Below are 20,624 nucleotides of genomic sequence, written 5' to 3' on the forward strand. Positions count from 1 at the left end.
GTGTCCCGGGTCATGTGTGCACGCACGCATGGTGACCGGTACTCTGTGGCGGACAACCGGCCTCCCGGTTCATCCCGGGCACACCCGTCGAGGAACACACCGCAGTTGAGCACGCAGTTGCGTCCCACGGACGTCAAACGCCTGAACCGACAGTGGCGCAGGCGCACCGAGGGGCGACTCGCCCTTCTGGTCGAATCGGTCACCCAGCCCTTCAACCTGGGATCAATCCTGCGCACCTGCGCGACTTTCGGTGTCGATCAGCTCTGGCTCACGGGCAACAGCGCCGACCCCGACGACTCCAAAGTCGGCAAGACCGCACTGGGCACCGCCGCGAAGGTGAGGCACACACGGCTGTCCTCCACCGCCGATGCCCTGGCGGCCGCGCGCGATGACGGCTACAAAGTGGTGGCCGTCGAACTCGCCGACGGCGCCGTACCGCTGCACGCGGCTCCGCTGGAGCCCGACGTGTGCCTGGCCGTGGGCGCCGAGGACCACGGCTGCTCCCCCGCGCTCCTCGCGGGCGCGGACGCCGTCACCTACATTCCGCAGGTCGGGCGTGTGGGGTCGCTGAACGTCGCCGTGGCCACCGCGATCGCGCTCGCCGAGGCCCGCCGCCGCGAGTGGGCCGTCTTCGGCGGGGAGGCCGACGCCCCCGTCGGAAGCTGAGCATCCGGGGAACTTTCTCCCCCGCTCCTTCGTCTTTATCTCCACAGCAGGCCACTCCCATCACACAGTCAACGCGCACAAGGCGTAGAGAGAGGAACAGTGGATCCGTCCCGAAGTACCGGCAGCATCCTCAGAGGATGCTGTGACCCAGACGACGAGCCCCCTTCTACGAAGGGTGCGCACCTTCGTAGGGACCATGCCACGAGGCGGAACCAGGCGGTGCGTGCCCGATGATGAGCACCGTCCTCAGTATCGCCTTCGGGGCTTTGGTGGTCTTCCTGATCACCGTGGCGACGGGATACTTCGTCGCCCAGGAATTCGGCTACATGGCCGTGGACCGCTCGCGCCTACGGGCGCGGGCCGCAGCCGGTGACACCGGGGCGAAACGCGCCCTTGGCATCACCAACCGCACGTCCTTCATGCTCTCCGGTGCCCAGCTGGGCATCACCGTGACCGGGCTTCTGGTCGGCTACGTCGCCGAGCCCATGATCGGCCGGGGCGTCGGTGAGCTCCTCGGCGGCGTCGGGGTCCCCGTGGGGACCGGCGTGACCGTCGGTACCGCCCTCGCGCTCCTGTTCTCCACCATCGTGCAGATGGTCTTCGGCGAGCTCTTCCCCAAGAACCTGGCCATCGCCCGGCCCGAACCGCTGGCCCGCTGGCTGGCACTGTCCACCGGGATCTACCTGAAGGCATTCGGTCCGCTCATCTGGCTGTTCGACCAGGCCGCGATCCTGCTGCTCAAGGCAGTGCGGATCGAACCGGTGGAGGACGTCCAGCACGCGGCGACACCGCGCGACCTGGAGAGCATCATCGCCGAGTCCCGGGAGAGCGGGGACCTGCCCGCCGAGCTGTCCACGCTGCTGGACCGCACCCTGGACTTCCACGACCGCACCGCCGGGCACGCGATGATCCCGCGTCCGGAGGTGACCACCGTGGAGGAGGGCGACCCGGTCAGCCGGGTCGTGGAGCTGATGTCCTCCGACCACTCGCGCTTCCCCGTCCTGGGTGACGGTGTGGACGACATCGTCGGTGTCATCTGCCTTCGCGACGTACTCGCCCTGGGTGACCGCGACCTGTCCGACGTCAAGGTCAGCGAGGTGGCCCGCGAAACCGTGATGGTTCCCGCGTCACTGCCGCTGCCGGTACTGCTGGACCGGCTGCGCGAGGCGAACGAGGAGTTCGCCTGCGTCGTGGACGAATACGGCGGACTGGCCGGAATCATCACGACCGAGGACCTGGCCGAGGAGCTGGTCGGCGAGATCGCCGACGAGCACACCCCGGAGGAGGAGTCACCCTCCCACCTGGACGGGGAGGGCTCCTACCTGGTCCCGGGCGCACTGCACATCGACGAGGTCGAGCGGCTGATCGGCCACGACCTGCCTCCGGGCGACTACGAGACCTTGGGCGGTCTGGTCATCCACGAGCTCCACCGGCTGCCCGAGGTGGGCGACCGGACCCGGATCTGTCTGCCCCGCCCGGCCAGCGCGCACGACGACGATCCCGACATGGCGCTGACCCTGACCGTCAACACCGTGCACAGGCACGTTCCGCACACCGTGGAGCTGCTCCTGCGCGAGGCGGTCGAGAACGGAAGGGAGGTGCGCGCATGAGTGACATGAACGTGTGGTTGGCGCTGGCGCTGACCATGGTCATCATCGTGCTGAGCGCGTTCTTCGTGGCCATCGAGTTCGCTCTGGTGGCGGCCCGCCGCTACCGGCTGGAGGAGGCCGCCGAGACGAGCGTGTCAGCGCGGGCGGCCCTGCGCAGCGCCCGCGACCTGTCGCTGCTCCTGGCCGGTTCGCAGCTGGGCATCACGCTGTGCACGCTGGCGCTGGGCGCGATCTCCAAGCCCGCCGTCCACCATCTGCTGGAACCCCTGTTCGTCGGCCTGCCGCACGCGGTGTCGTCGGTGGTCTCGTTCGTGCTGTCCCTGGTGATCGTGACGTTCCTGCACCTGGTGGTGGGTGAGATGGCGCCCAAGTCCTGGGCGATCTCGCACCCGGAGAAGTCGGCGACCCTGTTGGCGGTCCCGATGCGGGCCTTCATGTGGCTCACCCGGCCACTGCTGCTCATGCTGAACGGCATGGCCAACTGGTGCCTGCACCGGGTCGGGGTGAACGCGGTGGACGAGCTCTCGGCCGGGCACGGCCCGGACGACGTGCGCGAACTGGTGGAGCACTCGGCCAAGGCCGGGGCGCTGGACGCTGAGCGGCGTGACCAGCTGGCCACCGCTCTGGAGGTCAACTCCCGTCCGCTGGACGAGATCGTCACCCGGAGCGAGGAGATCGCCTCGGTGGCCCCCGACGCGGGTGTGGAGGAGATCAAGCGGGTCTCCCGGGAGTCCACGCACCTGCGCCTGGTGGTGATGGACCGGGACGAACCGGTGGGTGTGCTGCACGTGCGCGAGGCGCTGGCGAGCGCGAAGGGCACGACGGCGGCCGACCTGATGCGGCCGGTGCTCACCCTGTCGTCGGAGACGCCGATGTACGCGGCCATGAGCATCATGCGCGAGAGCCGCAGCCACCTGTCCCTGGTGGAGTCGGGGGGAGAGGCGATCGGCCTGGTCACCCTCCAGGACATCCTGGACCGTCTGCTGCTGCTGGAAGCGGCCGCCTGAGCCCGGGGCCGGCGCGCCCGAACGCGCGAGAGGGGGAGGGCGCGCAGCGCGTGCCCTCCCCCCGTCTCTGGGTGGACCCTAGGCGGTCTTGGCCGTCAGGTTCACCTCGATGTTGCCACGGGTGGCGCGGGAGTAGGGGCACATCTGGTGGGCGCCCTGGACCAGCTCCTCGGCCTTGGCCTGCTCCACGCCCGGGATGGTGACGGTGAGCGTGACGGCCAGGTCCATGCCCTCGTCGGACTTGCCGAGGCTGACCTGGGAGTCGACGGTGGAGCCGTCGACGTCGACCTGCTCCTTGCGGGCGACCGCCTTGAGGGCACCGTGGAAGCAGGCGCCGTAACCGACGGCGAAGAGCTGCTCGGGGTTGGTGCCGACACCGTCGTCGCCGCCCATGCCCTTGGGCACGGACAGGTCGACCTCCAGGCGGCTGTCGTCTGTCCTTCCCGCTCCCTTGCGTCCCTCACCGGTGACGGTGGCGTTGGCGGTGTACAGCACGTCGTATGCCATGGTTGCCTCTCTCGTTGACGACACGTGGTCGCTGTTGTTGGAACGGTTGGTCCGGGAGGCGGCCTCAGTAGGGGCTGTGCCTGGTGGAGGCCGTCTCCACCGAACGTGTGATCTGACCGAGCACGTCCCGTAGTACCGCGGCCCGGTCCGGGGGAAGGTCGGCGGCGCACAGGACACGGTCGGGGACGCTCTCGGCCCGTGCACGCAGGTCCTCGCCCTTCCGCGTGGCCGAGACCTCCACGACGCGCTCGTCGGCGGCGCTGCGCTCACGGGTCAGCAGCCCGATGCCCTCCAGGCGGCGCAGCAGCGGCGAGAGCGTTCCCGAATCCAGGCGCAGGGCGTGGCTGAGTTCCTTGACGGTGAGTGTTTCGCGCTCCCACAGCACGAGCATGACCAGGTACTGCGGGTAGGTCAGCCCCAGATCGCCCAGCAGCTCCCGGTAGAGCCCGGTCAGGGCCCGGGAAGCCGCGTAGAGGGAGAAACACAGCTGGTTGTCCAGGGCGAGGGGGTTGTCCCCTTCCGCTTCGGCCACGGTGTTCCCTCCTGCGCGTACGGGACCGTCGGTCAGGCACCACCGTAACAGAATTTGGTTGCGCGCAACATAATAGGGCGCAACTTTTCTGTGTGCCGTCGGTGCCCGCGCCCCTCGCCGGACGCGGGCACCGCGTGGTCACAGGAAGCGGACGCCCTGGGCCAGCGGCAGCTCGCCGCCGTAGTTGACCGTGTTGGTCGCCCGGCGCATGTAGGCCTTCCACGCATCCGAACCCGACTCGCGGCCGCCACCGGTGTCCTTCTCCCCGCCGAAGGCGCCACCGATCTCCGCACCGGAGGTGCCGATGTTGACGTTGACGATCCCGCAGTCGGAACCGGCCGCGGACAGGAACCGCTCGGCCTCGGCCTGGTCCTGGGTGAAGATCGCCGACGACAGACCCTGGGGCACGCCGTTGTGCAACCGCACGGCCTCGTCCAGGGTCCGGTAGGACATCACGTACAGGACCGGCGCGAAGGTCTCCTCCCGCACCACCTCGGTCTGCCCGGGCATACGCACCACCGCGGGCTCGACGTAATAGGCGTCGGCGGCGTCCTCCGCCAAACGACGGCCACCGCCGACGAGCACCTCGCCGCCGTCGGCCTCGACCCGTTCCAGCGCCCCGCGCATGGCCGTGTACCCGCGCTCGCCCACCAGCGGGCCCACCAGGGTGGACTCGTCGAAGGGGTCGCCGATCCGGTCGCGCAACTGCTTGTAGGCGTCCACGACGCGCCGGGCGACCTCCTCGACCACGTCCTCGTGCACGATGAGGCGGCGCAGGCTCGTGCAGCGCTGACCCGCGGTACCGGCGGCAGAGAAGACACTGCCGCGCACCACCAGGTCCAGGTCCGCGGACGGGGCGACCACCGCCGCGTTGTTGCCGCCCAGCTCCAGCAGGTAACGGCCCATGCGAGCGGCCACCCTCGGCGCGACCGCGCGGCCCATCGCGGTCGAACCGGTCGCCGACAGCAACGCCACACGGCGGTCCTCCACCAGGGCCTCACCGACCTCCCGGCCGCCCAGCACCACACGGTGCACCTCCGGGGGCGCGCCGACGTCGGCCGCCGCGCGCATGAGCAGGCCGTGGCAGGCCAACGCGGTGAGCGGGGTCAGCTCCGAGGGCTTCCACACCACGGTGTCGCCGCACACCAGGGCCACACACGTGTTCCACGACCACACCGCCACCGGAAAGTTGAACGCGGTGATCACACCGACCACACCCAGTGGATGCCAGGTCTCCATGAGTCGGTGGCCGGGCCGCTCGGAGGGCATGGTGCGCCCGTACAACTGCCGGGACATGCCCACGGCCAGGTCGCAGATGTCGATCATCTCCTGGACCTCGCCCAGGGCCTCGGAGCCGATCTTGCCCGCCTCGATGGTCACCAGCTCAGCCAGGTCGGCCTTGTGCTCGCGCAGCAGCTCACCGAGCCGGTGGACGAGCTGCCCGCGCACGGGGGCGGGGGTGTCACGCCAGACGGAGGTGAAGGCCTCGTGGGCCGTGGTGACGGCCCTCTCCGCAGAGGCGGCGTCGTCATGGTCCAGGGGGAAGAGCTCCTGCCCGGTGATGGGTGTCCTGGCCGCGCCGAGGGCCCCGGCCGGCTCGCGCGGCCGGTCGAGGCGGCACCGCTCCAGAGCGGCCCGCGCGCGCTCGGCGAGAACCCCGGTGTCGGGGAGGGCGGAAGTACTCATGTGTTTCTCTCTCCGTTGAGAGGGGCAGCGGTCACTACACACACTGCCAAGTCCGGCCCCGCCGGTCCAGCCCTGGCGTCTTACTCCCAGGCAGCGCCACACTCCGCCGCAACGGCCGGAACAGGGCGGCGTTAGACTCTGCTGGCCCTCCCCCAGCGGCCACCGAACACACTTGAGAAGACAGCGACCCCGTGCATCACCACACCACCCCCGAAGAGGACCGCGCCGGACTCGCCGAGCCGCGCACGATCCTGACCCGCTCCGGTTTCGGCGCCGCCGATCCCCTGTTCAGCGCCGACCTGCGGGCGAGCGGCGACCTCGCCCAAGCCCGGGAGGTGGTCGCCGCACACGCCTCCCGGCTGTGGACGGAGGCCGCCCGCGACGGTATCGACGACCGCCCCCTGTACTGGGCGCGGCTGGTGCTGGCCGCCCGGCTGCGGTCCTGGCGGCCGGGCTTCGCCCTGTCCGACGCCGAGCACGCCGACCTGCTGCACCTGTTGGAGAGCGGCTCGCGCGGTATCGCCGACCTCGACTTCCCACCGGGCGACCGGTGGATCCGGGTGGTCGTGACTGGTTTCGACCCCTTCCAACTGGACGATGACCCGGCGTGCTCCAACCCGTCCGGGGCAGCGGCGCTGGACCTGAACGGATGGACGTTCCCCGTGGGCGGGCGCACCGCCGTGGTACGCACCGCCGTGTTCCCGGTGCGCTGGGCGGACTTCGACGCGGGCCTGGTGGAGGAGGCACTGGCCGGCCTGCACGAGCGCGCGGACGCGGTCCTCACGCTCAGCCGGGGCCGGCCGGACCGCTTCGACCTGGAGGTGTGGAACGGCGTCTGGCGCGGCGGGGGCGAGGACAACCTGCGCGTGTCACGCACGGGCCGGATCCCGCTGCCGGGCGCCCCGGAGTGGACGCGCTCCTCGCTTCCCCACGAGCAGATCGTGGCAGCGGCGGAACAGGACCCCCACCCGGTGGTGGTCAACACCGAGGTGAGCGAGGTCCCGGCGGACGGCGGTGAAGCGGTGGTGCGCCCGGACGGCCCCACCGAGGGCTCGGCCGCACGGTGCGGAGGCGGCGGGGACTACCTGTCCAACGAGATCGCCTACCGCAACACTCTGCTACGGGACCGGGCGGGGCGAAGGGGCCTGGCCGGGCACGTGCACCTGCCCAAGGTGGCGGGGGCGGGCGAGAACACCGCGGTCCTGGCCCAGGTCCGCCTGATCGTGGCGGCCGTGGCCTCCGCCGCGGCGGAGGCGGAAACGCAGGACACGGCGCCGGTGGAGGAGTAGCCCGCTCCCCCGGCCCCCGTCGCGCGGAGGCCGACGGGTGCCCCGGCCGCGACGGCGGCCGGGGCACCGGAAACCGTCATCAGGTGTAGGTGGAAGTTTCCTCGAAGACGGAGAAGATGCCCATCGCGCCGTAGAGGAGGAACAGCACGACCCAGAAGACGGCCCCGACGCCGAAGAGCACCCAGGAAATGATGGTGCAGGTCTTGGCGGCTTGGGGATTGCTGCTGGTCATGGTGAGGGCGATGATCGCCAGGATGACGCCGACGATCGCGACGGCCCAGCACATGCACAGGCCGACGACGTTCGCGATGAGCGCGCCGACGGCCGAGCCCTGGTTCGCGGGCTGCGGCGGCTGAAAGCCGGGGCCGCCGTACCAGCCTCCCGGGGGCGGAGGGGGGTAGTTGCCGCCGCTCCCAGGTGGCGGCGGAGGAGGGTAGCTGCCGCCGTCCCCGGGAGGGGGAGGATAGCCGCCGCTGTTTCCCTCGGGAGGAAGGTAGCCACCGGTTCCGGGACCATAACTCATGAATGCCTTTCGGGGGAGTCCGGGGGCGAGTGCCCCGGAGAAGTGTGACGCCTCGCCAGTGTCCCAGGTTCACTCGGGCACCCCCGCGCCTCTTCCGAACACCGAGGGTGACGGACCCGCTGCGAGGCGATTCACGCGGGAACGAGTTGCTCGGATATGGTCCCCTCGTGGCTCTCACCTCTCTGCGACGAAAAATCTCCGTCAGTGCTGCCCTGTGCCTCATTCTGGTCCCCGGCTGCCATGCCATGGAACAGGCCCTGCCCTACGCCGAGGCGGTCCGGACCTCCACCGACGACATGGCCGGGTTGAAGGCACCCACGGTGACGGTGGCCACCGACCACAGCGTGGTGAGCTACCGCTACCCGGTGCTGGGCGAGGCGCACCCGCTGACGGTGGAGACCCGCACCCGCATGGCCGAGCGGCAGACGGCCTTCCTCGACGAGCTCCCAGAGCGGGGAACGCCCGAGCTACACCAGGACGTGACCATCCTGGCCGCCTCCCCCGACGTGGTGGGGGTACGGCTGACCGCGACCGCCTCGGCCGGAAGGGACCAGACCTTCGAGGCCAGCACCCTGTGGTACGACGCCGAAAACGGCGAGGTCCTGCCGTGGACGTCGCTGTTCCGGGACGAGGAGGCGATCGAGCAGGCCCACCTGGCGCTCGCCGAGGTACTGCAAGACGGGTACAACATTCCCCGGCAGCAGCTGCCCGGACCGGTCGGCGAGGTCGCCCGGGGCGGCGAGGAAGCCGTGGAGGCGGGCGCCCCCGACAACGACGCCGAGCAGGACCGCAAGGCAGCCGGGCGCTGGACGGACTCGCCGCTGGAGGACCTGGCGTTCAGCACGGCGGGCGGCCTGGCCGTGCGAATGGATCCCTCCGAAGTCCCCTCGGCGGGCCGGGTCAACGAGGTGCTGGTGGCCGTGGATCCCGAGGACGCCGAGGAGATGCTCTCCGAGCTGGGCTATCGGGCACGGGAGGCCGCACTGTCGGGAAACAGCGCAGACGAGGAGCTGCCACTGGACGGTGAGCCCGGCCCCGACGGACACACCCTGGACTGCGCACGGCTCAGGTGCGTGGCGCTGACCTTCGACGACGGACCCGGCGAGCACACCGAGACGCTGCTCGACATCCTGGCCGAGTACGACGCGCACGCCACCTTCTACGTACTGGGGTCGCTGGTGGAGGAGTTTCCCGACCCGGTACGGCGCATGACCGCGGAGGGACACGAACTGGGCAACCACACCTGGAAGCACGACGACCTGGCGAAGATGTCGAGCACCGAGATCCGCAAGGACATCAAGCGCACCAACGAGGCCGTGCGCGAGCTGACCGGCTTCTCCCCGCCCACCATCCGGCCCCCCTACGGGTCACTGGACGGCACGGCACGCCGATCGGTGGACCAGCCGTTCATCCTGTGGGACGTGGACACACTGGACTGGCAGAACCGCGACAGCGGCATCGTCAGCGAGCACGCGCTGACCCACACCGTGCCGGGCAGCGTGGTGCTCTTCCACGACATCCACGAAACGTCGGTACAGGCGGTCCCCGCCGTCCTGGCCGGACTGCACCGGCAGGGCTACCACTTCGTCACGGTCACCGACGTCTTCGGGGCCGCGGGCCTGGAGCCGGGCGACGTGTACACCGACGCCCAGCTCTCCTGACCGGCGGTCAAAGGAGCCTGCGCAGCAGTTTCTCCTTGAGGTCGGTGACGGGCGCGTAGGCGACCTTCATGGTGTCCATGAACAGCGACTTGTCCAGCACGGACTTGGTGTGCGAGAAGGTCTCGACCGAGGCCGCGGCGTGGTAGGCGCCCATACCGCTATCACCCACACCGCCGAAGGGCAGGTCGGGAACGGCCAGATGGGCGATGGGCAGGCCGAAGGCCAGACCGCCGGAGGAGGTCTCGGTGGTCAGGCGGCGCTTGCTCTCCTCCGAGTCCGTGAAGCCGTACAGCGCCAGCGGCTTGTCGCGCCCGTTGACGAAGGCGATGGCCGCGTCCAGGTCGGGGACCCTGAGCACCGGCAGGATCGGACCGAAGATCTCCTCGGCCATCACCGGGGACGACGTTTCCACCTCTCCCAGAACGGTGGGGGCGAGGTAGAGGCTTCCACGGTCGTGTCGGCCGCCGGCGACCACGGTGCCGCTCTCCAACAGCGCGGTGAGCCGGTCGAAGTGGCGTTCGTTGACGATGCGCCCGTAGTCGGCGCTGTCGGCCGGGTCGTCGCCGAACATCTCGGTGATGGCGGCGGCCAGCTCCCGCTGGAGGGGCTCGGCGGTGTCGCCGACGGCGAGCACGTAGTCGGGTGCAACACAGGTCTGCCCGGCGTTGGTGAACTTGCCCCAGGCCAGGCGGCGGGCCGTGGTGGCCAGGTCGACGCCGGGCTCGACGATGACCGGGCTCTTGCCGCCCAGTTCCAGCGTGAGGGGTGTCAGGTACTTGGCGGCGGCGGCCATGACGATGCGGGCGACGGCGCCGTTGCCGGTGTAGAAGATGTGGTCGAAGCGCTCCTCCAGCAGGGCGGTGCTCTCGGGGATCCCGCCCTCCACGACCGCGACGGCCTCGGCGTCCAGGTAGCGGGGCACCAACGCGGCCAGGGCGGCGGATGTGGCGGGGGCGAGCTCGCTGGGCTTGACCAGGGCGGCGTTACCCGCCGCGATGGCACCGACCAGGGGCGCCAGGGACAGGTTCACCGGGTAGTTCCACGGCGAGACGATGAGCACGGTGCCGAGCGGCTCGCGCACACGGCGCGCCTTGGCCGGAGCCAGGGACAGGGGCACCGGCACCCGCTGGGGGCGCAGCCAGGAGGCCAGGTGCTTGAGGGTGTGGTCGATCTCGTTGACCACGAAACCGATCTCTGTGGTGTGCGCCTCGACGGGGCTCTTGCCCAGGTCGGCCTTGAGAGCCTCCTCCAGGGCCGGGCGCTCCGCGGTGAGCAGGCGGCGCAGCGCGCGCAGCTGGGCGCGGCGCCAGGCGATCGGCTTGGTGCGACCGGAGGCGAACGCGGCGCGCAGGCGGGCGACGACGGGGGGGATCTCGGTGGTCAGGGTCAGCGGTTCACCGCCCTGCGGAGCGGTGTCCTCGACAGTTCGGGCGCTGGAGGGGTTCGTCATGGGGTGATGTTAAACGAAACACTTTCGTTTCAAAAGAGGGGCTGGCATAGGATCCCGAACATGACCACGGACCATCTGCCGGACGCGCCGCACACCCCCCACCGTGGAAGGCCACGCGACGCCAGCCGGGACCGCGCGCTGATGGACGCCACCCTCGCCGAACTCCGGCTGCACGGCTACAGCGGCCTGACCACGGCCGCCGTCGCCAGACGGGCCGGTGTCTCCACCGCCACGCTCTACCGGCGCTGGCGCTCCAAGGAGGACCTGGTCCTGGGAGCCTCCCAGGCCTGGGCCGAGGAACTGGGCCCCGACCACGACACCGGGAGCCTGGCCTCGGACCTGGCCTCCCTCCTGCACGACAAGGCCGCCGCCCTGGACGGCCCCTCCGGGCGCCTGCTGCGCGCCGTACTGGGCGAGGCCGCGCACAACCAGGCGCTCGCCGACGTACTCATGGAGCAGTTCGTCCTACCGCTCCAGACCCGCGTCGAGGCGCTCCTGGCGCGGGCCGCCGACCGGGGCGAGATCCCGCCGGGGCAGGATCCGCTGGTGGTGGGTGAGATGGTGATCGGCCCGATGGTCAGCCACACCTTCCTCATCCCGCACGAGCCCGGGTCCCAGCCCGGCACGGATATGGCCGAGCGGCTGCTGCCCTACCTCCTGCGCGCCCTGGGCGCACGGACCGGATAGGCCCGGGCGCGGAGGCGCTCCGGCCTGCCCTGCCTCGGGGAGGCCGGAACGGGCGCGCTGGCGGTGGCACTACCTCCGCGGCACGTCCTTGGCGAACACGATCCCGTCGCTACCGGCCAGGTGGGCCGGGTCCAGCGGGGAGTAGCCGTACCAGGGGGATACGCGGGGGGCGGGAGCCGTGCCGGCGAGCGCGGCGGCCAGTTTGGTATGAACCTAACCGCCACCTTTACAACATAGATTTTGTTCTGGTGGTTCGGTCAGGCGACGAGCCGTTGGCGGATGCCGTCGATGATCGCCCGCCGTGCGGGCGGATGCGCCGGTTCGGCCTCCTCGGCGGGTCCGTCGGCGGCGGTCGGCACACTGGCCGTGAGGGACGCCAGGATGCGCTCGGTGAGGGCCGGGGCGAGGCCGGAGGGCTCCTCCCCCGTCAGCTCCTCGACACCGGGGGCCTCCCCTCCCCCCGCCGGATTCGGGCGCTGAGGGCGGAGCCGGCGGGTGCAGGAGCTCGTTCGGCACCCGCCGGCAGGGGTTGCCGCATGCCCGGCAGGCGCCCCCGGGCACGTTGCGCACACCGGGGTGGTCGGGGCAGGTGCGTGTGGCGGTACCGCGCCCGTCCACGTCGAACTCCGGGACTCGGCCGAAGAGGTCTGATTCCTCCCCCGCGGCGCGGGGCCGCGGGATGGTCGGCCGCCCCGGGGCGCTCACGCCCCGCCCCAGGGCCCCGCCCAGGAAGGCCCGGGCCGCGTCCAGGTCGCGCAGGCGGCTCATCAGCGCCGGATAGGGCCTGCCCAGGTGCTCAACGCCCCGCAGCAGCGCGGTCAGGGCCGCGATGCACAGACCCTGGCGGGCGAGGTCGTCCACCGCCCGGCACAGGGCGGCACGGTCGGCGGCGGGGTCGAGCAGGAGGCGGTTCGGGACGCGGGCGATCCGGCCGTGGGGCCCCTCCGCCGGCGTTGGCGCGGCTTCTTCCCCTGTGGTTGAGCTTCCCCGGACGGAACCGGGGGGCTCGTTTGGAGGAAGGTGAGTGGGAGACGGGTATGTGGGCCAACATGAACTGCCGCCGGGGTCAGATTGAACCGTCGCCACCTTCCGAAGGCGAGGACGGGTGGTCTCGTCCAGGGGCTCCTCCCCCAGCGCCGAGCGGACGGCGTTGATCTCCTCGCGCACCGGATCGAGGAAGTCCTCGGCCGGGATCAGCAGTTCGAGGACGAGAGGCAGACAGTCCAGGGAGCGGATTCCCCTCACCAGCCCCCCGAAGAAGAAGGCACTGGCTTCGTGAGGCGTGAGTTCGCGGAGCAGCCCCGCGCCGATGAGGTCGTTGATACCGCGCTTGGCCCCGGAGAGGCTGAGCAGTCCGCCGGACCGGTCGACCAGGTTGTCCAGGTACAGAAAGCACCAGCGCCCGTCGAGGTCGGCGGCGCACGCGACGATCCCGGCGACGATGAAGGAACGGGGGCTGGGAAAGAGCCCGGCCTCGCGGGCCTTATTGACCCAGATGTCCGGTATGAACCCGATGCCCTTCATGGACTTGCGAGGGCGTTCGTACGGACCGAAAAACCTGGCCGAATCACGGCGTTCGGTGGTGGCACAGGGGCCGGAAGAGCTAGACTCCATAACGGGTCGCCTTCCTGAGGGCCTGAGGGTAGGTACAGGCAGGTGGCACGGTCGAATGCTTGTTCACGCATGCGTCGACCAAATCCCGGCTCAGTGTTGTCCGCACCGACCGGGATTTTTCTTTTCAGGAATCAAGCTAGCGCAACGAACACGAGTGCGCAGGTTTTTCACTCAATCCCACACATGCCAGCAACCCGAATTCTCCGCTTTTTCCGAGAAGCCGCCTAACAGGGAATGGCCTGGATTTCCCGTTCAACCATGAAAACGGCCCTCCGTCGAAGCGAAGGGCCGAAGAGAGGCGGAGGGGCAGCGCATCGCGGCGGCGAGGACGCCCTCCGCCTCTGGCTCCGCGCGGGCAGCCAGCTTCCCCGGCCCAGGAGCGGGCCGGCGCGCTCCTCGGGGCTGAGCCGGCGACGGGACCACCGTGGGAGCGGCACGATGCGGGCCCGGCCGCCGACCGCCTGTGGCGGACCGCGACCGGGCCCGGAAACCGTCAGGTACCTCTGACTACCGCGCCGGGAGGATCCTGCCGCTCACCTCGCCGAAGTCGACCCTGGTCCCGTCCGGGCCGGGGGCTGTGGCGGTGATGGTCACCTCGTCGCCGTCCTCCAGGAAGGCGCGCTCGCTACCGTCGGGCAGGCGCAGTGGCTCCTTGCCGCTCCAGGTCAGCTCCAGCAGGCAGCCGCGCTGGCCGGGCTCGGGGCCGCTGACGGTCCCCGAGGCGTAGACGTCGCCGGTGCGCAGGGAGGCCCCGTTGACCGTCATGTGCGCGAGCTGCTGGGCCGCCGTCCAGTACATCTGGGCGAAGGGCGGGTTCGAGACCACGTGCCCGTTGAGGCGGACCTCCAGGCGCAGGTCCAGGCCCCAGGGCTGGGACCCCTTGAGGTAGGGCATCGGCTCTGGGTCCTGGGCGGGCTGCTCCACCCGGGCGGACTCCAGGGCGGACACGGGCACGATCCACGGCGAGACGGACGTGGCGAAGGACTTGCCCAGGAACGGGCCGAGCGGCACGTACTCCCAGGCCTGGAGGTCGCGGGAGGACCAGTCGTTGAGCAGGAACACCCCGAAGACGTGGTCGGCGAAGTCGTCCACCCCGACCCGGTCACCCATCGCGCTGGGCGTCCCGACGACGAAACCGACCTCGGCCTCGATGTCCAGACGGGCCGAGGGGCCAAAGACCGGGGCGGGCTCCGTGGGCGGCTTGCGCTGGCCGGTGGGGCGCACGATGTCGGTGCCCGAGGCCACGACGGTGCCCGCGCGGCCGTGGTAGCCGATGGGCAGGTGCTTCCAGTTCGGGGTGAGGGGCTCCTGCTCGGGGCGGAAGATGCGGCCCACGTTGGTGGCGTGGTGCTCCGAGGCGTAGAAGTCCACGTAGTCGGCGACGGTGAAGGGCAGGTGCATGCGTACGGCGGAGCGCTCCACCAGGTGCGGGCGCACCCCGGCCTCGTGGGCGGGGGCGGTGAACCAGTCGGTCAGGGCCGCGCGCACCTCGTCCCACACCGTGCGCCCGGCCGCCAGGAGGCCGTCCAGGTTGGGGCCGGAGACGGTCTCGGCGAAGGGCGCGTCCAGCGCGCGGGCCGCGGCGCCCAGGTCCAGGACGTGGTCGCCTACGGCCACGCCCGTGCGCGGGGCGGGGTCGGCGTCGGTACTGAACACCCCGTAGGGCAGGGTGGCCAGGCCGAACTGCGCGTCCGGTGCGAGGTCGAGCCAGCTGTCGGGCATGGCGTTCGCTTTCTTGGGAGTGGGTGGGTCAGCGGGTACGGGATGCGTGCAGTGCTCCGAGGACCACCAGGTCCTCCAGGGGCTCGGTGACACTGCACGTGCCGAAGGAGCGGAAGTGGCGGCGCACCCGTTCGGCCTCGGCGTCGGTGATCTTGGCGGCCAGCGCGGCCAGGCGCGGGCCGTCGCGGTCGGCCAGCACGTGGGCGGCCTCCCGCTCGGTGGCGCCCTCGATCAGGACGGCGGTGGCCAGGAGCACGTTGAGGAAGCCGTGCTGTTCGAACCCCTCGACGGTGGTGTGGCGGACGGCGTGGTGCAGTCCGGCCGTGCACTTGAAGGAGAGCTCCAGTTCCACGGCCGCGTGCAGGAACGCGGCCAGTTCCTCCTCGTCGGGGTGTGCCTGGGGGGTGAGCCCGCCGGTGCGGAACTTGGCGTTGTGGCCGGTGCCGGCCAGCGCCCGCAGGTCAGCGCGCACATCACCCTGGCGGGAGACCTCCACGAATCCCTGGACCCCCACGGGCAGGTGGGCGTCGAACCGCTCGGCCACGGCCGTGGCGGCGCCGGGCCCCGCGGCGGCCTCCACCCCGGTCAGGCGCAGTGCCGGGTCGGCCAGGACCGCTTCCACCGCGGCCGCCACGCCGTCGGCCCCGCCGGGAACGGTGACCACGACCGCGAGTGGTTCGCGGCCGTCCTCCTCCCTGGCCAGGACGGCGCGCAGCTCGCCCACGCGGGCGTCGGACACCAGGAGCGGGCCGACGTACTCGGCGCGCGGGCCCGCCCGGTGCACGCGGTGGTCGGGCAGTGCCCCGCCCATGGGCGCGTTGCCGGGTGGGAAGAGCGCGGCGTCGTCGAAGAGCCCGCGGTACAGTGCCGTGCTCACCGCTGCTCCCTCCGTCCGCCGGCCCAGGTCCAGGCGTAGGCGCCGTCGTCGCTGGCGATGCCGCCTTCACCGAGGTCGAGCGGGCGGAAAGTGTCCACCATGACGGCGAGTTCGTCGAAGGCCTCGGCACCGATGCTGCGCTCGTAGGCGCCGGGTTGCGGGCCGTGGGAGTGGCCGCCCGGGTGCAGGGAGACGGATCCCTGGCCGATCCCGGAGCCCTTGCGGGCCTCGTAGTCGCCACCGCAGTAGAACATGACCTCGTCGGAGTCGACGTTGGAGTGGTAGTAGGGCACCGGGATGGCGCCGGGGTGGTAGTCCACCTTGCGCGGCACGAAGTTGCAGATGACGAAGTTGTGGCCCTCGAACACCTGGTGGACGGGCGGCGGCTGGTGGACGCGGCCGGTGATGGGCTGGAAGTCGTCGATGTTGAGGACGTAGGGGTACAGGCACCCGTCCCAGCCCACGACGTCGAAGGGGTGGGTGGGGTAGGTGTAGCGGGTGCCGGAGATCCCTCCGGGTCCGTCGCCGCGGTGCTTGATCAGCACGTCGACGTTCTCGCCCTCCGCCAGGAGCGGTTCGGAGGGGCCGCGCAGGTCGCGCTCGCAGTAGGGCGCGTGCTCCAGCAGCTGCCCGTAGCGGGACAGGTAGCGCTTGGGCGGGGTGATGTGGCTGCCCGCCTCCACCACGTAGGCGCGCAGCGGCTCCTCTCCGGTGGGCACCCAGCGGTGGGTGGTGGCCCGGGGCAGGATGACGTAGTCGCCCCGTCCGACCTCCAGTAGGCCGAAGACGGTCTCCACACGTGCGGTACCCGACTCCACGTACACGCACTCGTCGCCGATGCCGTTGCGGTAGAGCTCGGAGGGCGCTCCGGCCACGACGTAGGAGATGCGCACGTCGTCGTTACCCAGGACCAGGCGACGCGACTCCACGACGTCGGCGGCCTTCCACTCCTGGCCGGGGAACAGCTCGTGCAGCTTCAGGTGGCGCGGCACCAGCGGTGCGTTGCGGGTGCGGGTCTGGTCGGGGACCCGCCACTCGGCGGCGTCGGCGATGGCCGAGGGGATGGCTCGGTGGTAGAGCAGCGAGGAGTCGGAGGAGAAGCCCTCCTCCCCCATCAGCTCCTCGTAGTACAGACCGCCCTCGGGGTTGCGGTGCTGGGTGTGGCGGGTGCGGGGCACCTCGCCGACCCGGCGGTAGTAGGCCATGGCGCTGTTCTCCCTTCCGTGTGGGATCGGGCTGGGTCAGGTGGTCGTGAGGGATCCGTCGCCGGGTGCGTCCGTGTCGGGTGCGGGGGCGCCGGCCAGCCCCAGCGCGGTGCGCACCGCCGCGCGTACGGCGGCGGGGTCCTCGCCCGCGACGACGGCGGCCACGTGGGCGTCGGGGCGGACCAGCCACACCTGGCCGGGCTCGGGGGCCAGGGCGCCGGTGAGCGCACCGGTGGCGTCGGCCCCGTCCAGGTACAGGGCGGTGACGGGGGCGCGTGTGACCTCGCACGCGGCGGCGCGGACTCTCCCCAGGAAGACGTCGGGATCGCGGCCTTGGGGAGCGGTGCCCACCAGCAGGGTCAGGCCCTGGCGCAGCAGCGGGCGGATACGGGTGGGTGCGTCCTCGCCGGGGAGGCTGACGGGGGCGTCGGGCAGGATCACCCCGGGGCAGGGGACGGGGGGCTGTCCGCGTGGGGGCCGCCCGCCGAAGGGGCGTTCGGGGCAGGGGGTGGTCAGGGCCGAGTCGGTGTACCAGAACGGTTCGGCCAGGCGCCCGGAGTCGACCCGTGCGTGGGCTGCCTTCTCGGTCAGGGCCCGCTCCAGCACGGTGACGCGGGTGCGGTGCCCCTCATCGTCGTGGGGGACGAGGAAGCGCATGGTGGCGCTGGTGACGTCGGCGTTCTCCAGGGCCGCGGCGTGGCGTTCGGCGTGGTAGCTCTCCAGCAGCTCCTCCCCCGCCCACCCCGCCAGGACGTAGGCGAGCTTCCACGCGGCGTTCTCGGCGTCCTGGACGCCGGAGTTGAGGCCGCGTGCTCCGAAGGGGGCGACCAGGTGGGCGTTGTCGCCGAGCAGCAGGACGCGGCCCGTGCGCATGCGCTCGGCCACGCGGGTGTGGAACCGGTAGACCGAGTGCCAGACGATCTCGTAGGGCCGCTCGCCGATGATCTGGCGGATACGGTCCTCCAGGCGGCCGCTGGCTTCCTCGGCCGCCAGGTCGAAGTCGGAGGGGACCTGCCAGTCGATGCGGTAGACCGAGTCAGGGCAGGGGTGGATGAGGACCTGGCGGCCGGGGTTCCACTCGGGGTCGAAGTAGAAGCGGCGCTCGCGCTCCCATCCGGTGAGGTCGGCGCGGATGTCGCAGATGAGGAACCGGTCGTCGAAGGTGGTGCCCTCGAAGGTCAGGCCGAGTGTCTCGCGGACCACGCCGCCGTGGGCGCCCAGGCACGACAGGGCGTGGGAGCCGCGCAGGAGCGCCGGGCCCCGGGGGGTGTCGCATTCGACGGTGACGCCGCGCTCGTCCTGTGTCAGGCCGGTGACCCGGTGGTTCCACAGGACCGGCACGCCCGCCTCGGCCATGCGCTCGTCGAGTACCTCCTCGGTGCGGGACTGGGAGATGTTGACGAACGGGGGCAGGGGCGAGGCACCCGGGTCGGCGAGGTGGACGCTGAACAGCTCGTGTTCGCGGTAGAAGGTGCGTGCGGTGTCCCAGGTCAGCCCCTCCTGGGCGATGGTGCCGGCACCCAGCCAGTCCCAGACGTCGAGCACGTCGCGCTGTTGGCAGATGGCCTTGGAGCCGACGGCGTCGCGCTCGGGGCGCTCGTCCACGACCAGTACGGGGACGCCGCGCCTGGCCAGCAGCAGGGCCGCGGTCTGGCCGACCGGCCCCGCGCCGAGTACCAGGACCGGTTCGGCGCCGGGGTCGGCGGGGGTGCGTGGAGCAGGGGGGTGCATGTGGTGGCTCCGTTCGGCGTGGGCGCCCCGTACGGGCGCGGACGGGAGAAGGAGGGTGGACGGGGCGGGTCAGTTCTGGAGCTGGTCCCAGACCTCGCGGTCGCGCTCGGCGGTCCAGATGACGGGGCGTTCGATGCCGGAGAACTCGTCCCACAGGCGTGAGACGTCGAAGGGCAGGCAGTGCTCGAAGATGGGCCAGTGGCCGTAGTCGCCGACGAGGGCGGCGTGGGTGGCGTCGAAGGCCTCCTTGAGGGTGCCGCCGCGGCCGTGGACGGCGCCGACCTCGCGGATCATGACGTCGAGGAAGCCGCGGGTCTGCTCGATGGCGGCGTCGACCTCCTGGCGGCCGCGGCTGACGGCGCCGCGCCCGCCGACGAGCATCTCGGCGCCCAGGGCCTTGACCCCGTCCAGGGTGGCCCCGGCCCAGTCGTGGTGGAAGGCGTCGCCGGTGTAGAGGGCGGCCTGGGCTTCGACGAGGTCGCCCGCGAAGAGGATCTTGTGCTTGGGCAGCCAGGCGACGATGTCGCCCTCGGTGTGGCCGCGGCCGAAGTACTGCAAGACCAGTTCGCCGCGGTCGCCGCCCAGGTCGATGGTGGTGCGGTCGGCGAAGGTCTGGGTGGGCCAGGTCAGGCCGGGCACGGAGTCGGCGTCCTTGGCCAGGCGGGGCATGCGGCCGAACTCGCTGGCCCAGTCCTCCTTGCCGCGTTCGCGGATGAGCTCGTGGGTCTTCTCGTGGGTGAGGACGATCTCGGCGTCGAAGGCGCTGGCGCCCAGGACGCGGACCGCGTGGTAGTGCGAGAGCACCAGGTAGCGGATGGGCTTGTCGGTGTGCTGGCGCAGCACGGTGAGCCAGTCGCGTGCGGCGGCGGGGGTGGCGAGGGCCTCGAAGGCCACGAGGAAGTCCTCGCCCTCGATGGCGCCCACGTTGGGGTCGCCCTCGGCGGTCAGAGCGTAGACACCGTCGGCCAGGACCTCCAGGGTCTGCTGCTTGGCCTCGGTGTCGGCGGATGAGGCGAACGGCTTGGCTGCCATGGTCGAAGGACCCTTCACTCGCTCCGGGCGGCGGACCCCGCCCAATTGATCAAAGGTTTGATGATTCTGACCATAACGTGCCCCAAGCCACAGCACCAAGAGGCGTGGGACCGGTTGTTACGTGATACAGATCACAGGAGCAGGCTACCCCGATCCCGGCCGCACCCGGGGCGTGACCGGTCCGGTGGTCCTCAAGGCGCAGGGGGCCGACGGCTTGCGAACAGCGGGCGTCCAGGCGGAGAAACTTCGGGCGCTAGGGTGGTGCGCGTGACCCACAACACCGCACCCCCCAGCGATCTCACCTTCTGGTCATTCGTGGACTACGCGGTAAGCAAGGCCGAACAGGAACTGCCCTCGGTGAACACCGACGCCATGCGCATGGTCCTGACCCTCAACAGGGCCACGAGCATGGTGATCTACGACCTGGAGTCCTCCGTCCACCGCCCACGCGGACTCACCTGGCCCGGATTCAGGGTGATCTTCGCGCTGTGGCTGGCCGGCCCCATGGAGGCCAAGACCACCGCCGAGATCTCCGGCATGAGCCGGGCCGCCCTGTCCGCGCTGCTCAACACCCTCGAACGCGACGGACTCATCGTGCGCGAGCGCGCCGTCCACGACCGGCGCGCCCTACAGCTCAGCCTCACCGAGGCCGGATACGGGGCGATCCTCGGCGGCTTTCGCGCGCACAACCGGCGCGAGAGCGCCTGGGCCGACGCCCTCGAACCCGAGGAACGCGAAGAGCTCGTGCGCCTGCTCAACAAGCTCATGGCGGGCTCCACCGAGGCCAAGGCCAAGTTCCGCAGCTGAGGCCGCCCGCGGGTCCGA

Annotated in this window: 18 protein-coding genes; 8 read left to right on the forward strand and 10 right to left on the reverse strand. The window is 71.1% G+C overall.

Going from position 1 to position 20,624, the window contains the following annotated elements:
- Positions 1–105 precede the first annotated feature (105 nt).
- From AC0T5L_RS15235 to AC0T5L_RS15245, 3 genes are all read left to right on the forward strand, one after another.
- Positions 106–666, forward strand: a complete 561-nt coding sequence (locus tag AC0T5L_RS15235; RefSeq protein ID WP_476166127.1) for a TrmH family RNA methyltransferase — start codon at positions 106–108, stop codon at positions 664–666.
- 230 nt (positions 667–896) lie between these two features.
- Complete coding sequence (locus AC0T5L_RS15240; RefSeq protein ID WP_476166128.1) at positions 897–2,276, forward strand: hemolysin family protein; 1,380 nt, start codon at positions 897–899, stop codon at positions 2,274–2,276.
- Complete coding sequence (locus AC0T5L_RS15245; RefSeq protein ID WP_476166129.1) at positions 2,273–3,283, forward strand: hemolysin family protein; 1,011 nt, start codon at positions 2,273–2,275, stop codon at positions 3,281–3,283. Before AC0T5L_RS15240 ends, AC0T5L_RS15245 begins: the two co-directional genes overlap by 4 nt.
- Before the next feature lie 78 nt (positions 3,284–3,361).
- Here the strand turns inward: AC0T5L_RS15245 and AC0T5L_RS15250 are convergent, their stop codons facing one another.
- From AC0T5L_RS15250 to amaB, 3 genes are all read right to left on the reverse strand, one after another.
- Positions 3,362–3,790, reverse strand: coding sequence for an organic hydroperoxide resistance protein (locus AC0T5L_RS15250; protein WP_476166130.1), 429 nt, complete (start codon positions 3,788–3,790; stop codon positions 3,362–3,364).
- Positions 3,791–3,854: 64 nt separating this feature from the next.
- Positions 3,855–4,322, reverse strand: a complete 468-nt coding sequence (locus AC0T5L_RS15255; RefSeq protein WP_476166131.1) for a MarR family winged helix-turn-helix transcriptional regulator — start codon at positions 4,320–4,322, stop codon at positions 3,855–3,857.
- Positions 4,323–4,460: 138 nt separating this feature from the next.
- Positions 4,461–6,008 (reverse strand): L-piperidine-6-carboxylate dehydrogenase, encoded by a 1,548-nt coding sequence (amaB, locus tag AC0T5L_RS15260; RefSeq protein WP_476166132.1) that lies wholly within the window; start codon positions 6,006–6,008, stop codon positions 4,461–4,463.
- A gap of 191 nt (positions 6,009–6,199) precedes the next feature.
- On the opposite strand from amaB, the gene AC0T5L_RS15265 reads away from it, so the two are divergent.
- The gene (locus AC0T5L_RS15265) at positions 6,200–7,297 is read left to right on the forward strand and encodes a pyroglutamyl peptidase (protein WP_476166133.1); all 1,098 of its coding nucleotides are present in this window, start codon (positions 6,200–6,202) and stop codon (positions 7,295–7,297) included.
- A 79-nt stretch (positions 7,298–7,376) separates the two neighbouring features.
- Here the strand turns inward: AC0T5L_RS15265 and AC0T5L_RS15270 are convergent, their stop codons facing one another.
- Positions 7,377–7,820: a hypothetical protein gene (locus AC0T5L_RS15270; protein WP_476166134.1), complete on the reverse strand. Its 444-nt coding sequence runs from the start codon at positions 7,818–7,820 to the stop codon at positions 7,377–7,379.
- 167 nt (positions 7,821–7,987) lie between these two features.
- Here AC0T5L_RS15270 and AC0T5L_RS15275 point away from each other — a divergent pair, with 167 nt between their 5' ends.
- On the forward strand, positions 7,988–9,481 hold the full coding sequence (locus tag AC0T5L_RS15275; protein ID WP_476166135.1) for a polysaccharide deacetylase family protein: 1,494 nt from the start codon (positions 7,988–7,990) through the stop codon (positions 9,479–9,481).
- Between the two features lie 7 nt (positions 9,482–9,488).
- On the opposite strand, the gene AC0T5L_RS15280 is transcribed toward AC0T5L_RS15275, so the two are convergent.
- A complete protein-coding gene (locus AC0T5L_RS15280) occupies positions 9,489–10,931 on the reverse strand; it encodes an aldehyde dehydrogenase family protein (RefSeq protein WP_476166136.1) in 1,443 nt (480 codons plus the stop codon).
- Between the two features lie 60 nt (positions 10,932–10,991).
- Here AC0T5L_RS15280 and AC0T5L_RS15285 point away from each other — a divergent pair, with 60 nt between their 5' ends.
- Both AC0T5L_RS15285 and AC0T5L_RS15290 read left to right on the forward strand, forming a co-directional pair.
- Complete coding sequence (locus AC0T5L_RS15285) at positions 10,992–11,618, forward strand: TetR/AcrR family transcriptional regulator (protein WP_476166137.1); 627 nt, start codon at positions 10,992–10,994, stop codon at positions 11,616–11,618.
- Between the two features lie 1,071 nt (positions 11,619–12,689).
- Entirely contained in the window at positions 12,690–13,250 is a 561-nt protein-coding gene (locus tag AC0T5L_RS15290) for a hypothetical protein (RefSeq protein ID WP_476166138.1), read from the forward strand.
- Between the two features lie 489 nt (positions 13,251–13,739).
- On the opposite strand, the gene fahA is transcribed toward AC0T5L_RS15290, so the two are convergent.
- The 5 genes from fahA to AC0T5L_RS15315 form a co-directional block, all read right to left on the reverse strand.
- Complete coding sequence (gene fahA / locus AC0T5L_RS15295; protein ID WP_476166139.1) at positions 13,740–14,954, reverse strand: fumarylacetoacetase; 1,215 nt, start codon at positions 14,952–14,954, stop codon at positions 13,740–13,742.
- 28 nt (positions 14,955–14,982) lie between these two features.
- On the reverse strand, positions 14,983–15,831 hold the full coding sequence (locus AC0T5L_RS15300) for a hypothetical protein (protein ID WP_476166140.1): 849 nt from the start codon (positions 15,829–15,831) through the stop codon (positions 14,983–14,985).
- Complete coding sequence (locus AC0T5L_RS15305) at positions 15,828–17,036, reverse strand: cupin domain-containing protein (RefSeq protein WP_476166141.1); 1,209 nt, start codon at positions 17,034–17,036, stop codon at positions 15,828–15,830. The genes AC0T5L_RS15300 and AC0T5L_RS15305 overlap by 4 nt, the downstream gene beginning before the upstream one ends.
- A 36-nt stretch (positions 17,037–17,072) precedes the next feature.
- Positions 17,073–18,767, reverse strand: coding sequence for an FAD-dependent monooxygenase (locus AC0T5L_RS15310; protein WP_476166142.1), 1,695 nt, complete (start codon positions 18,765–18,767; stop codon positions 17,073–17,075).
- Positions 18,768–18,836: 69 nt separating this feature from the next.
- Positions 18,837–19,799, reverse strand: coding sequence for an MBL fold metallo-hydrolase (locus AC0T5L_RS15315; protein ID WP_476166143.1), 963 nt, complete (start codon positions 19,797–19,799; stop codon positions 18,837–18,839).
- Positions 19,800–20,066: 267 nt separating this feature from the next.
- On the opposite strand from AC0T5L_RS15315, the gene AC0T5L_RS15320 reads away from it, so the two are divergent.
- Entirely contained in the window at positions 20,067–20,606 is a 540-nt protein-coding gene (locus tag AC0T5L_RS15320) for a MarR family winged helix-turn-helix transcriptional regulator (RefSeq protein ID WP_476166144.1), read from the forward strand.
- Positions 20,607–20,624: the final 18 nt, after the last annotated feature.

The organism is Nocardiopsis sp. TRM 82005 (assembly GCF_056312425.1).